Raw genomic sequence first — 14,087 nt, 5'->3', positions numbered from 1 at the left:
GTTGGTGTAAACTCTTTAGCAATTAAAGAGAACAATGAATTTAATTTACCTTTTCTAAATAAACATAAATAGAATCTTTAATTAATATCATCTCTTTCTTGGTTAGCTTTTTAATTAGGTATAACCCATCATCAACATTCTTTCCTAAAGAGTTCAAGGTTAACGTTTTTGACTTCTTGTCTAAAGTCCATGTACCTTGTTTAGTAGGTTCTTTTCCAATACGCCCTCCACTTAATAAACCCCCAATATTAAATTGAATATATTTCTTTCTCTCATTTTCTGGTAGCGCATTGGGTATTTGAATTGCATAAATCTCCCACCTTCCTATTAAACGTTTATTGTATCTCCTATACTTCCCCATAAATGGTACAATTTCCTTTAAACTATCAACTTCATTAATTTGTTCAAAATACTGTTGGGAATCATTTTTTTTATTGGCATTTGTTCCATGTATAATAAAAAATGAAAAAAGACAACAAAACGAGTATGTAAAGAGCTTTAGCTTCATATTTTGAAATTATATTAAAACTCGTTCCCCATTTGCTGCTGCAGATTTTTGTATGGCTTCTACCACTCTAATATCTTTTAAACCTTCTTCTCCAGGCACTAGAACATTGTGTGGCGTACCGCTTATAATAGCAAGCGCATCGTCATCCATTTGTCTTGCTTGTTGGTTGCCTTCGGATGGGTTTAGTACCTCTCCGCCAAACGTAGCTCCTTTAACTCCAGAATAACCCTGAAATGGTTTTAGCTCGTATCCGCCATTTTCACAGATGGTATGTAGTGTTCCAATATTTGCTGCAAAAGTTGCTTTGCAAGCTGCTGTAATTCCACCAGGGAATTCAAGATTAAAGACTGTTGTTTCATCCGCATCAAAAATATCTGAACGGGTATTACTTTGTATGGCACTTACGGCTATGGGTTCTAATCCTGTAGTATAGCGTGCTGCATTTAAGGCATAAACACCCATATCGAACATAGCGCCACCACCATATTCCTTCCGTATTTTCCAGTGCATAGGGTCATTTGCACCATTACGGAAACCCGTTTCGGCAAATACATGCTTTACATTTCCAAAAGGTTTGTCCGTTGCCCATTGGGTCACTTTTTGGGTAACAGGCTCGTGTTGTAATCTATAACCAATTGTTAGTTGAACGTTGTTTTTTTTGCAGGCATCAATCATTATTTGACAATCTGCTACGTTGGTTGCCATAGGTTTTTCGCACCAAACATGCTTGCCCGCATTGGCAGCTATTAGTGTATATTTTTTATGTAAAGTGTTTGGGAGCACAATATAAACAACGTCTATTTCATCATTGTTTGCCATCTCGTGCATGTTTTCATAGTTGTAGATATTCTTATCCTTTAAACCATACTTTTCTTTCCATACCGGAATTTTATCAGGACTACCCGTTACGATTCCTTTTAACTCACAATTTTTTGTCAACTGTAGTGCCGGGGATAATAAATCTCTACTATAATACCCTAGGCCAACCAAGGCCACACCTAATTTTTTCTTTTGTGTTGGTATTGAGAATGCTGTTAAGGGTAATGTACTTGCGGCTAAAAATAATCCCGACTTTTTAATAAAAACTCTTCTGTTTTCCATTTGGTTTTAATGTTGGTTTCTTAGAACTAACAAGTTAGGAAAAAGGTGTATTGGTTTTAAGAAAGCTTCCTTTTTTAACGTTCTTTTAAAACTTTATGAATTTTAAAGACTGATATTTATATCTTTAATAGCCTTAATTAGACCAACTTTTATGAAACAACTAAAATTATTTTCCGCATTTTTCTTCTGTTTTAGTGTTCTGCAAATGAATGCGCAAGATAAATACAACCATGGTCCAAACTCATGGAGTTATGAGGGGATTCCAAAGGGAACGGTCACTAAACATACATGGGAAAGCACTGTGTTTGCAAATACAATTCGTGATTACTATGTGTATGTGCCAGCGCAGTATAATGCCTCTGAGCCAGCCGCCCTAATGATTTTCCAAGACGGGCATTCCTATGTTAATTTAGAAGGGGATTTTAAGGTCCCTACGGTTTTTGACAATCTAATTGCACAAGGAAAAATGCCAGTGACTATCGGTCTTTTTATAAACCCTGGGCACGATAAAGATGCACCAGCGCCAGAAAGTCCTTGGCGTGTAACCAACAGAAGTTTTGAGTATGACGATGTTACGGGATTGTATGGTGATTTCTTAATTAATGAAATGATTCCTGAACTTAAGAAGAGTTACACTATTTCTGATGATCCAAAGATGCGTGCAATTAGTGGTTTGTCATCGGGGGCTATTTGTGCATTTAGCGCAGCTTGGTTTCATACAAATCAGTTTCATAAAGTATTAAGTCACTTTGGGAGTTTTACAGATATTCGTGGAGGGCATAACTACCCACCTATGATTCGTAAGGAAGATAAAAAGGATATAAAAATATTTCTACAAGACGGCTCCAATGATTTAAATAACCAGTATGGTAATTGGTGGTTGGCAAACTTACAAATGGAATCTGCCTTAACATATAAAGACTATGAACATAGATTTGCCCCTGGAACAGGTGGTCATGATGGTAAGCATGCCGGTTCTATTCTTCCTGAATCCTTAGAATGGTTATGGAGAGATGTTGTTAAGAAGAAAGTAGAGACCAAAGTGTATTCTTTACCAAAAGAAGAGAAGAATTCAGTTCTAATACAAGGAGAAACAGCACACTTTAATGATATGGTGTTTAATATAAATTACCTATCAAAGTCTGGAAGGGAAGTTCTTTTTAAGCAAAAGAAAGAACAGATTATTATTGTAAAAGAGGGAGAACTAAAGGTTAGTGTTAATGATAAAACAAAAACTATAGGTCCAAATAGTGTGATGCTCGTTATACCTGGGGATATTGGGAAAATTGAAGCTGTATCAAGCAAAGCAAGTTATTATCAAATGACGTATTCTTCTGATAAAATGGATTTAGTAAGAGGAAAGGAAGAAGGATCCACTATATATGATTTTGAAGAAATTGAATTTAATGAGCATGATAGAGGAGGCATCCGTAATTATTTCCATAGAAAAACTGCTATGTGTCCATATTATGAAATGCACGTGACCAATTTAAATGGGAATATTAAAAGCCATGAACCGCACACGCATGGTGCGGCAGAAATAATCCTGATGATAAAGGGAGAAACAGAAATGGAAATAGGCAACTCCAAATACCAAGCAACCGCTGGGGATGTGTATTATGCAGCATCAAATGTTCCACATGCCATAAGAAATAAAACAGCCAACCAGTGCATGTACTTTGCCTTTCAGTGGGATTGAAATTTATGATTTTTCCATTCGCTTTAAATCACCACTCGTTTGTCTGGTCGAGCGGAGTCGAGACCTTAACGCTATAGAGATTGCCACATCTCTCTTGCAGGAGATTCGCAATGACAATATGGAATTTACTCCAAAATGGCATGTCCAAAATTCACGTCAAAATCTACGCACCAAACCATGATAATGTTATGGGTAGTAAAATCTATATCTTCTGGAAGTTCATAGGTAAAATCACCTTCTAAGCCTATCAACTCTCCCAAAGTAACATATTGGGAAGCATTAGTGTCGGTAGTAATATATAATTCTAGTAAAGGTCCAGAATCTGATTTAAAATTTGTTAACACTAACTCTGTTCTTTCCTCATTAATAGTTGCCGTGCCACTAGTTGGGTGGGCAGCATCCATAAAATCTCCCATTAAGACCATAGGGGATTCCTCCTCCTCCTCCTCTTCCATCATTTCCTCTTCCATTTCCTCTTCCTCTTCCATTTCCATTTCCATTTCCATCATTTCTTCTATCTCCTCCTCCATTTCAACAAGGGCCATTTCTTCCTCCTCCACCGCATCAGTGCTGGAGCATGATATGAAGAGAACCGCCAAAAAGAATATAAAATATCTGAGTTTCATAACCTTATTTTTAATGTGAACACTACAAAGATACTTGCCAAATATCACAAAAACATCACTACACAACATTTTACTCTTGGTTCACAACAATAGTTTTCTTTTAGCGCACATAGTAGGTAGTTTTACTATGTATTAAAAAAAGAAGTTAATTTTTTCATTTTCATATAGTGTTCTCGTAAAGGAGTCTTGTCTTAATTGATGAGACTCTTTTTAGTTTATGTAACTTCTTATTGATTGAACCTTAATTAAGCAATTCTTCTGAACAGCTTACGCTATCTAAGGTATCCAATTGTTTTTCCCAAAATTGGGTTTGCGCTTTTCTAAAAAGGCATTCCTACCCTCTTTAGCTTCCTCTGTCATATAGGCCAATCGTGTGGCTTCACCAGCAAAGACCTGTTGCCCCACCATGCCATCATCGGTAAGGTTCATGGCGAATTTTAGCATTTTTATGGATGTTGGGGATTTCTCTAATACCTCTTGTGCCCATTGGTAGGCAGTATCTTCCAATTCTTCGTGTGGAACTACAGCATTCACCATTCCCATTTCATAGGCTTCTTGTGCAGAATAGTTTCTTCCCAAAAAGAAAATTTCACGTGCCTTTTTTTGACCCACCATTTTTGCTAAATAGGCAGAACCATAACCACCATCAAAACTGGTAACATCGGCATCTGTCTGTTTAAAAATAGCATGTTCTTTACTTGCAAGTGTCATGTCACAGACCACATGTAGACTATGACCACCACCAACAGCCCAGCCAGGTACTACGGCAATAACAACCTTGGGCATAAAACGTATTAAACGCTGTACTTCCAGAATGTTTAGACGGTGCATACCATCCTCACCCACATATCCTTTATGTCCCCTGGCCTTTTGGTCGCCACCACTACAAAAGGAGTACACTCCGTCTTTTGTGGACGGTCCTTCAGCAGACAGCAAGACCACTCCTATAGAAGTATCTTCTTGCGCATCATAAAAGGCTTTGTAGAGTTCACTAGTTGTTTTGGGTCTAAATGCATTGCGAATATTGGGCCTGTTAAAGGCTATTCTGGCAACGCCATCACATTTTTTATAGGTAATGTCTTCAAATTCTATGGCAATTTGCCAGTTGGGTAATTTCATGCTGATATATTTTGAATGACAAAGTAAAGAAATTTAGCCAAGACTTAGCTTGCTCCTTTTTTGGTTAAGAACTTAAGTATAACTTTATTGGTATAGTCATAGAAAACGCCCTTGAATTGGCTAAATTTATTATATGTGCTGAACCCGTTTTAGCATTGGTCAAGTCATAGATTTAACCTATTTCAATTGATACTGGTAATGAAGAAAACACCATTTACTGCAATAACAGAAATCTTTTATAATATAATAGCAGAACAAAAGGAAGATGTTATATTTAAATATAATCAGGTTGATAAAATTCTTGTTTGGATAGTAGGTTTTTCGATAACAGGCTTTTCATTAATTATTTCGAATAAGATTGGTTTTAAAGAATTTTATCAAAAAGAGATAATTATAATCATATTATCACTTTTATTTTCATGTATTATTTCTGGAATTATTTATAGGACATCTTCATTGTACTCAGTTAACAATTTCCAGCAATTAATATTTAAACTAAAAGGTTCCTTCATGCATGATGAAATGATGAATACAGAGCCTTTAGATGAAGATGAAGATAATATTACTTTTATCAATAATGAAATATTAATCAATTACGGACATAACTATGATGAAATCGTTAAACAATATTTTACATCTGAAAGTGAAAATGAAAAAGAGATATTATTAAAGTATTTAATAAATGAATACAACCAACTTGCACTTATTACGAAAAAAGAGGAAGAACATTCTAAAAAGTATGTTTTTTCTACCTATAGATCAATTTTTGGGATAAGTGAAGAACAATTAAAAAAAATTGAAAATATAAATAACACTTATTGGTTTAAGTTTTGGGAAAAGGTGAGAATGGTATCTCTTACACTCACAATTATTAGTTTTATTGTAGTTTTATTTATTTTGTTTATTGCATTTATAATGAAGTATTAAAAACAATTTGTATAATTAATTGCAATTGTAAACTAAGTCATTGATATATTGAATTTTACCCTAAAATTCATATGTTTATGATTGATTCACTTTCTTTTTCTTGTAAAAGAAGTAATCTCAAATTAAAGGTAATCTGCCAGTTGGAAGATATCATACTTATTTATTTTGAACAACAAAGTAGTGGAATTTAAAGAAAAACAAGATAATGTATAAGAAGCAAAATATAAATTGTTGAGGGCTAAGAACTTTACTATACCTTTACTGATATCCCCTTTAATTTAAGGATTGCCCTTGCTAGCTTTGGTATAGAAGGATAGCTTATTTGCTTCACCTCAAGCTGGTTACATTTTTGATAAAATCAAAATCAATTCTGCTAAACTAGTTTCAGTATTTTAATTGTTCTCAAAGGTTTGAAAAATATTAGAATTAATTATGGCTTCTTCATATAAAAAAATTTCAAAAGCGTTAAGTAGAAGCAAGCTTTTAAAAAACATTATAACATACTTCCCCTTCATATATGTATTTTTGGTTATTTATGGTTTTATTAGTAAATCCAGCTTCTATTATATAATCGATGTAGATATTCAACAATATATATCGATTGGGGAACTTTTGTTACCAGTATTTACGGCGGTTGAATTAGCTTATATTTTTTTAGGTGCTTTCTGTGTGGATCTACTTTATAAAACGGTTAGAAGAAAAAAAGAAAAGTCTCATAAGACTATTAATAAATCTCAGTCTCAAGAAGGAAAAAAAATACCGAAATGGCTTAATTATTCAATAGAGCTTTTTTTTACTTTACTATTATTTTGGCCAATATTTTTTGCAATTGGCGTTTTTCTTAGTTATCACCAATTTTTAAAATCTACATTTTTTCGAGTAGTTACATTTCTATTTGGCTTTTTACTTCTGGGGATAATTTATGTGTTTCATAATAGATTAAAAACAAAGGAATTAAAGAATTTGCTTTTTGTTTTAATTCTTTATTTAATAACATGTTCGGTTTATTTTCAGGTTATGAGAGGTAATTCTATTCTCCAAAACTCACCAGAATACAAGATAGAATTCACCTATAATGATACAATCGTTGAGTCTAATGATACTCTTGTATATTATGGAAAAACTAATTCTTATATATTCATGCGGGATATAGCTGCTGAAAAAACTAAAGTTTTTAATTTGAATTTTATACCAAGAATTACCCTTCAAAAGATGAGGGAAAGTGGTGTTTTTTCAAGAGTAAGAACCCATAAAAGAGATTGGTCAGAACATCACATATACCAAATAGTAAATACCAAGACCGGAATAAACGAATTAGTGATAAAAGTAGATAGACGTGCAGAGATATTTATTATCAATGACAAATATTTGTTCCCAAAAAGTGTTGAGGTTCATGAGAATGACAACAAATTTAAGTGGTTTGAACCTCGGCCAGAAAGCTTATTACTATATGATATTGAACCTCCTTACCGATTCATTAAAAAAGAGAATGATTATCAGGCCCTTATTATAAAGGATGGAGACACATTAATAGCAACAAACAAACCTTAGATTATGTAAAGCGTACTATTATTCCAATATTTTTTCAATGTTATGCCAATTTCACTCAGACTAACTTCTTTTGAATTAAGAACAGTTGGTAACAAAACCTATAACGAAGCTTGTCTATTTCCTCTTTTTCTCGGCTATCCAACGAGACATATATTCAGTACTCGCCATGGTTTGATGAAGAAATATGGACCCAATAAAATTTTTGGTTCTATGAGATTCTCTATTTTGCTCCATAGCTTTTAGTTTAGCACTCAAAGCAGTATTCAACTTAGATTTAGCGTACAGCTTATTTATGATAGCTACTCCATTTTCTTGGGCTTGCTTCCATTTCCTCTTGTTTTGGTACAATGCTACTGCTGTGTTTGCAAAAGCTTGTGGATTGCTTTCAATGGCTCCGTTCCAAGGAAGATTTTGGTGCATGCCTTCTGCCCCTATGTTTGTAGTAACGCTAGGGGTGCCACAAAGCATGGAATCTACTAGTTTTCCTTTGATTCCTGCGCCAAAACGTAAGGGTGCCAAGTTAATTTTTGCCTGTCCTATGGCCTTTTTTGCTTCCTCTACCCTGCCATGTATATAAAAACCTTCAGTGGGCTTATGCAATTGCAGAATTCTCTGTGGTAAATAGGCTCCGTAGATGTTTAATTTGGTTTCTGGTAATTGTTTGCGTATCAAGGGCCATATTTCTTCTTTTAGCCATATAAAGGCATCTATATTTGGAGCATGTTTGCCATTTCCTATACAGACAAAATCGGTTCTTTTTTCAAATGAAAGCCACTCACTTTTTGCATCAGTATTAATTTCATTTAACTGAAAAGGCAAATAGAGCAGTAAATGAGAGTAGATTCCAGCATCATTTAAAAGCAAAATCATTTCATAGTTAGAAATAATAAGAGAGCAATCGGATCTATAGATACTTGCAACTTCTCTTTTGGTAATATCATTTTGAAGCCAGTTGGCAATTGTAAAATCAATTTTATTTTTAAAGGCTTCCTGCCTTGTTGCACGTAAGGAATGCAAATCTTCTGTATCCAATAATCTAATGGCATTTGGAGTATGTTTTGCCACGCGCCACCCAAACTGTTCTTCGGTAATAAATCTATCAAATAGCACAATGGATGGGTTTAATTCCTTTATAAAACCATCAAAACCATCATCATTTAATATAATGCTTTTTTTCTGTACTCCCAGTGTGGGTAAATCTGTGGAATACTCGGTTTCTTGAGCTGTACTGCAAAAAGTAATTTCATATTTTTCTGAGAGGAAAAAATCTATTAATTGCAGCATTCTGCTACCAGCTGCTGTGGAATTGGGTTCTGGCCAAACAAGACCAATGATAAGCAACTTTTTTTGCATGGTATTGTAGTGCTACATTCTGGAAGCAAACTTTTGAGAGATACTTAGCCTTAACTTTCTCTCATAATCCTCTTCTAACCATTCCTTATAGTTTTTGGTGTTGTTCATTATACAATAGGAATATTGGCGCACACGGAACATAATTTCTTCCTTTAACTTTTTGGCAAGTATTCTGGCATCAAAAACATCTTCACTGTTCTCTACGCAAATCTGGGCATGTTGCTCAATACTACGCTCCAGAACAAGTTTGGATTTAAGACCTTGTGCAAAAACCTTTTTGTATTCTGCCTTTACATCAAACTCTATAGTATCAGATTTACTAAACAGGGCTTTTAATTCTGCGGGCATTTCATAAACAAACTCCCGCTCTATATCTTCATCATTTTTAATATTCTCCAAATAGAAATCTGGAAAATGAAAGATCTCTTGCCAATCAATCGGAGCATCCCATTGGCCAAAACGGGCAAGGTTGTTGCCAAGATCAATAACATTAAATTCACTTTTATTTGGTAGGATTCTTGAGCCCCTACCAATCATTTGAAAATACAATGTTAATGACCTAGTTGCCCTATTTAAGATAATGGTTTCCACTGTTGGTTCATCAAAACCTGTAGTAAGAATACTGACCGAAGTTAAAATTGCATCTGGTGTGTTAGAGAACCATTCCAATATCTCCCTTCGTTCAGATGCATTATTTTTATTGTCTAGATGTCGTATGTTATACCCAGCTTTTTTAAAGCTTTCATATACATACCTAGATGTATTGATACCGTTGTTAAAAATTAGTGTTTTAGTACCTTTTCCAAGCTCTTCATAAGCCGAGACAAGCTTGCTCAACATATTGTTATTGCCGTAAAGCTCTTCTGATGATTTTACGGTATAATCTCCATTGATTCCCAATTTTAACCCTCTAAGGCTTACATCATAATTATGTGTATTGGCCTTTGCCAAAAAATTCTTTTTTATCAATGAACTTATGGACTCCCCTACAATCAATTTTTTGTAATGGTCCTTCATGGGAAGTTTTATATTGGAACTCAATGGAGTTGCCGTAACGCCCAATATGACCGATTCATCAAAATATTTAAAGAGTTTTCTAAATGAATTATAATGGGCCTCATCAATAATAACCAGTCCAATATCCTTTATTTCAATTTTCTCTTCTTGAAGTCTATTGTTTAAAGTTTCTACCATGGCAACAAAGCACATAAACTCATTTTGATCTCTAAGCTCTTTTACTTCACTGTTAATGATTTTGTTGTTGACCCCAAAGCCATGCAGCATTTTAGATGTCTGCATACTGAGCTCTATTCTATGGGTAAGAACTACTACTTTCTTTTTATTTTGGTTGATATACCTCCTTGCTATTTCCGAGAAAATAACAGTTTTTCCTCCTCCAGTAGGGAGTTGGTACAGGAGATTTGTATTATCATCAGACTCATCCAAACACTTAAAAATGGTGTTTAAATCCTCTAGTTGATAATCGTAAAGAGTTTTTTCTTTGTGTTCTTTTTGTAGCTCCAAATTGGAAAAACAGGTATTGGTTATAAAAAAATAAACCTTGCTAAATTAGAAGTTTTTTATCCGTAAATGAAATATTAAAAAAGAAATGCCAATAATTCATTATTGCATACATCAAAATAACATGTGAAAAGTAAATGGGGAGTTTTAATCCAAAATATCTAAAACTCTTGAGAATTCTTCTCCATAAAGCCATTGATTTTCTTGGGTTACCGTATAAATTTTAAGAATACGGCTTTTGAACTCTGGTAGAAGCTCATTTATTGATATATACTGCACTACCTCCGAAAAAGAGTTGAGCATGCTTTTGTAAAATGAATCTGGAACATTTCTTTCTTGCGAGAATGATTGGGCAATTTCTAAATTAAATAACATAACATCTGCAATCAATGATGGTTCTACACCAAGCTTCACAAAATGTTTAATATATTTTTGAGCAACCGACCGTCTTGCTTTAGGTTTTCTTCTCTTAAGCGGAAAATACTCGTTGGAGATTTTTGTTTTTGCTTCTTGTACCAACTTATCCTCTTTGGGATTAAAAACAAAGTCATAATACTCTTTTACAACAGGAAAACGGACATATAAATCCATCAGTTGCTCTTCTATTTCCTCTTTTTTTATCTGGGACAAGTACTTCTTAAGGGCTCGTTTACTCACTTTTTAATTTTTGAAGGATTCTTAAACTGAAAGAAATATCAACAAAAATAAGGGATATTCCCTTATTCACAGGTATTAGTTTAATCTTGATAACATTGGGATAAGAATAACAGTTTGCCCTTGGAAAATACATATTAAAAGTGTATCATGTAAGTTTATAACATTTAACCAAAACATAATATGAGGCAACTAAAGATTATCAAGCAAGTAACAAATAGAGAATCAAAATCTTTAGACAAGTACTTGCAAGATATCAGTAAAATTGACTTGATAACCGCAAATGAAGAAGTAGAGCTAGCGCAAAAAATACGAGCTGGGGATCAAGCTGCCTTGGAAAAATTGACAAATGCCAACTTAAGATTTGTTGTTTCCGTGGCCAAGCAATACCAAAACCAAGGGCTTAAATTACCAGATTTAATTAACGAAGGGAATGTAGGATTAGTAAAAGCAGCTAAACGCTTTGATGAAACCAGGGGTTTTAAATTTATATCCTATGCTGTATGGTGGATCAGACAATCTATCCTGCAAGCACTAGCGGAACAATCTAGAATTGTTAGGTTGCCTTTGAACAAAATTGGTTCCATAAACAAAATTAAAAAGACGTTTTCTTACTTAGAACAAGCCCATGAGAGACCGCCTTCTCCTGAAGAAATCGCCAAGGAATTGGATATGACTATCACAGAGGTTAAACAATCTTTAAAGAATTCTGGAAGACACGTTTCCATGGATGCACCGCTACGTGAAGGGGAAGATTCCAATTTGTATGATGTATTACGTTCTGGGGAGTCGCCAAGACCGGACAAGTTACTTTTGTTACAATCCTTGAACACGGAAATAAATAGAGCATTGGAAACGCTTTCACCTAGGGAAGCCGATGTTATTAAATTGTATTATGGTATAGGTGATGAGGCCTCTATGACACTTGCAGAAATTGGACAGACTTTTGATCTAACTAGAGAAAGAGTAAGACAGATTAGGGAAAAGGCAATAAGAAAACTAAGGCACAATTCCAGAAGCAAGATTTTAAAAACATACTTGGGTTAAGTTACAAAAGCAGTAAATAAACAAGAAGAGCCCATTAATTAATGGGCTCTTCTTGTTTATTTACTTTGCGGACTATTAAAAATAATTAAGCTTATTTATATTATAGTCAAATAAAATTTCATTTAAATCTTCAATGAAATTAATGTAAGCTGTGTTGTCATTATTTTGCTGTGCCATAAGTAGGTATTTAAAAAATTACCAATAGCGTATGCTATAAGTAATCTAGTTCAACTAATTCATTTAAACTCAAAATTTCATTTAAATCTTGGAGAAACGTTAAGTATTCCTCTCCATATGTATCATATAACATGCTTAAGTTTATTAGGTTATTATTTGGGACTAAATAATTATATGCTAAACTTATTTATTTTTTTCACTTACAACAATTAAATGTGGTGTACTTGCTTTTTTTTGTTGTAAACTATTTATTACCGTTGGTAGAATTTCATAAATAGCGTATTAGAACAATTAAAAATTGAACGGAAGATTTGCATACTAAGGCATATATATTAGAATAATTCCAAAGAATAGGAACAACGAGGATTAAACACCTGATTTCTACTGCAATAATTGGTGTATAAAATCGTTGAATACTAGTGTATATAAAGGTTTAAGTAATTACTGCTATTAAATTTAAAACCTTTGTAAAGTCTTTAAAATGAAAAAAAATAAGCTGTATTGGTTAAAAAAACTAACCATCTATATTCTATATATTTCTGTTGGTATAGGATTTAATTCTACTACTATTGCCAGTACAAATATATATCCCGTTAATTATAAAATATTGGAATCACCTAAAGTTGTCCTAAACAGCAATAGCTTCAATGCTAAAAAAAGGAGCAATTTTACAATAGCGGGACAAACTGAACATATAGAAAGAGGATTAACAATTGTTCATTTTATTTCTGAGGAAAAATTTGAATTTAAGACGTTTGATACTTATTCTAGCGAGGAAGATTCTGAAAAGATGATTGATGTTTTGAAACTAATGCTTAACAGTAAAGCAACTTTTGCCATTTTGGCCCATGACTCTGCTACTAAAAACCTATTGGCACAATCGGAACAGCTTTCCAAAATGGGCTTTTCTAAATTAGGTGCCTTAAAAGGCAGGCAGGCATATATTATGCATAATTTGGATAATGTAATATTTGAAAGTGTAGATGACACTTCATTGTCTATCTCTCTCAATCCTCCTAAGAATGTGTTGGATAAAAAAATCTATTTCCCTAAAATAAAATACCAATTTGAGCCTAACAACAATAGATATATTGCTCATGCTGGTGGTGAGGTAAACGGCATTAAATCTACCAATACCAAAGAAGCGCTTGACCAAAATTATGAGAAAGGGTTTCGACTTTTTGAATTGGATATCATTGAGACATCCGATGGAAAATTGGTAGCAGCACATGACTGGAAAATGTGGGCAAGATTTACAGATTATACCGGAACATTGCCACCTACCCATAAAGAATTTATGAAGCATAAGATTTATGGCGACTATACCACTATGGATTTAGATGGTATTAATAATTGGTTTAAGAACCACCCAGATGCTACACTTGTAACTGACAAAGTAAATGACCCCATTGCTTTTGCCAATCAATTTGTAGACAAGAGCAGGTTAATTATGGAGCTGTTTAGTGTAATGGCAGTTGAGGAGGCTTCAGAAAATGGTATTAACGCCATGATTTCTCAAGAACCGTTGCTAAATATGGTTGGAGATAAACTAAACTATTTATCAGTCAATAATGTTAAATACGCAGCTCTTTCCAGGAGAATTATAGCAAGTCAAACCAAACTAATGCTCCAGTTAAAAGAACAAGGCATAAAAGTTTATGTGTACAATGTAAATTTTGACCCTGGAAAAGATGAAAAATATGTGCAAGAGAATGAAATAGGCCTTGTTTATGGAATGTATGCCGATACATGGTTTTTTGATTTAGATGATAACAAAGAATTATCAAATAAATAACTACCTAAT

Annotated in this window: 12 protein-coding genes; 5 read left to right on the top strand and 7 right to left on the bottom strand. The window is 33.8% G+C overall.

From position 1 onward, the window contains the following. Positions 1-40: 40 nt before the first annotated feature. Together AC000W_RS04885 and AC000W_RS04880 are read right to left on the bottom strand one after the other, a co-directional pair. Positions 41-508, bottom strand: a complete 468-nt coding sequence (locus tag AC000W_RS04885) for a hypothetical protein (RefSeq protein WP_474746531.1) — start codon at positions 506-508, stop codon at positions 41-43. Between the two features lie 9 nt (positions 509-517). Continuing rightward, entirely contained in the window at positions 518-1,609 is a 1,092-nt protein-coding gene (locus tag AC000W_RS04880; RefSeq protein WP_474746529.1) for a Gfo/Idh/MocA family protein, read from the bottom strand. A 151-nt stretch (positions 1,610-1,760) separates the two neighbouring features. Between AC000W_RS04880 and AC000W_RS04875 the strand changes: the two genes are divergently transcribed. After that, on the top strand, positions 1,761-3,308 hold the full coding sequence (locus AC000W_RS04875; protein WP_474746528.1) for a cupin domain-containing protein: 1,548 nt from the start codon (positions 1,761-1,763) through the stop codon (positions 3,306-3,308). A gap of 125 nt (positions 3,309-3,433) precedes the next feature. Here the strand turns inward: AC000W_RS04875 and AC000W_RS04870 are convergent, their stop codons facing one another. Both AC000W_RS04870 and AC000W_RS04865 read right to left on the bottom strand, forming a co-directional pair. Further along, entirely contained in the window at positions 3,434-3,934 is a 501-nt protein-coding gene (locus tag AC000W_RS04870) for a DM13 domain-containing protein (RefSeq protein ID WP_474746526.1), read from the bottom strand. 276 nt (positions 3,935-4,210) lie between these two features. Next, positions 4,211-5,053, bottom strand: coding sequence for a 1,4-dihydroxy-2-naphthoyl-CoA synthase (locus AC000W_RS04865; RefSeq protein WP_474746525.1), 843 nt, complete (start codon positions 5,051-5,053; stop codon positions 4,211-4,213). Between the two features lie 198 nt (positions 5,054-5,251). Here AC000W_RS04865 and AC000W_RS04860 point away from each other — a divergent pair, with 198 nt between their 5' ends. Together AC000W_RS04860 and AC000W_RS04855 are read left to right on the top strand one after the other, a co-directional pair. Next, positions 5,252-5,980, top strand: coding sequence for a hypothetical protein (locus tag AC000W_RS04860; RefSeq protein WP_474746523.1), 729 nt, complete (start codon positions 5,252-5,254; stop codon positions 5,978-5,980). 432 nt (positions 5,981-6,412) lie between these two features. Further along, positions 6,413-7,531 carry a hypothetical protein gene (locus AC000W_RS04855; RefSeq protein WP_474746522.1) on the top strand — a complete coding sequence of 373 codons (1,119 nt, stop codon included), beginning with the start codon at positions 6,413-6,415 and terminating at the stop codon, positions 7,529-7,531. A gap of 114 nt (positions 7,532-7,645) precedes the next feature. On the opposite strand, the gene AC000W_RS04850 is transcribed toward AC000W_RS04855, so the two are convergent. From AC000W_RS04850 to AC000W_RS04840, 3 genes are all read right to left on the bottom strand, one after another. Further along, positions 7,646-8,884, bottom strand: a complete 1,239-nt coding sequence (locus tag AC000W_RS04850) for a glycosyltransferase (RefSeq protein WP_474746520.1) — start codon at positions 8,882-8,884, stop codon at positions 7,646-7,648. 12 nt (positions 8,885-8,896) lie between these two features. Continuing rightward, a complete protein-coding gene (locus tag AC000W_RS04845) occupies positions 8,897-10,408 on the bottom strand; it encodes a DEAD/DEAH box helicase (RefSeq protein ID WP_474746519.1) in 1,512 nt (503 codons plus the stop codon). A 144-nt stretch (positions 10,409-10,552) separates the two neighbouring features. Next, positions 10,553-11,062: a DUF6155 family protein gene (locus AC000W_RS04840; RefSeq protein ID WP_474746517.1), complete on the bottom strand. Its 510-nt coding sequence runs from the start codon at positions 11,060-11,062 to the stop codon at positions 10,553-10,555. Positions 11,063-11,242: 180 nt separating this feature from the next. Between AC000W_RS04840 and AC000W_RS04835 the strand changes: the two genes are divergently transcribed. Together AC000W_RS04835 and AC000W_RS04830 are read left to right on the top strand one after the other, a co-directional pair. Then, positions 11,243-12,106, top strand: a complete 864-nt coding sequence (locus AC000W_RS04835) for a sigma-70 family RNA polymerase sigma factor (RefSeq protein WP_474746516.1) — start codon at positions 11,243-11,245, stop codon at positions 12,104-12,106. A gap of 658 nt (positions 12,107-12,764) precedes the next feature. Continuing rightward, positions 12,765-14,078: an interleukin-like EMT inducer domain-containing protein gene (locus AC000W_RS04830; RefSeq protein WP_474746514.1), complete on the top strand. Its 1,314-nt coding sequence runs from the start codon at positions 12,765-12,767 to the stop codon at positions 14,076-14,078. Positions 14,079-14,087: the final 9 nt, after the last annotated feature.

This window comes from Saonia sp. (genome assembly GCF_056326165.1).
The sequence above is the reverse complement of the archived record's forward strand: the minus strand, read 5'-3'. Positions and strand labels throughout refer to the sequence as shown.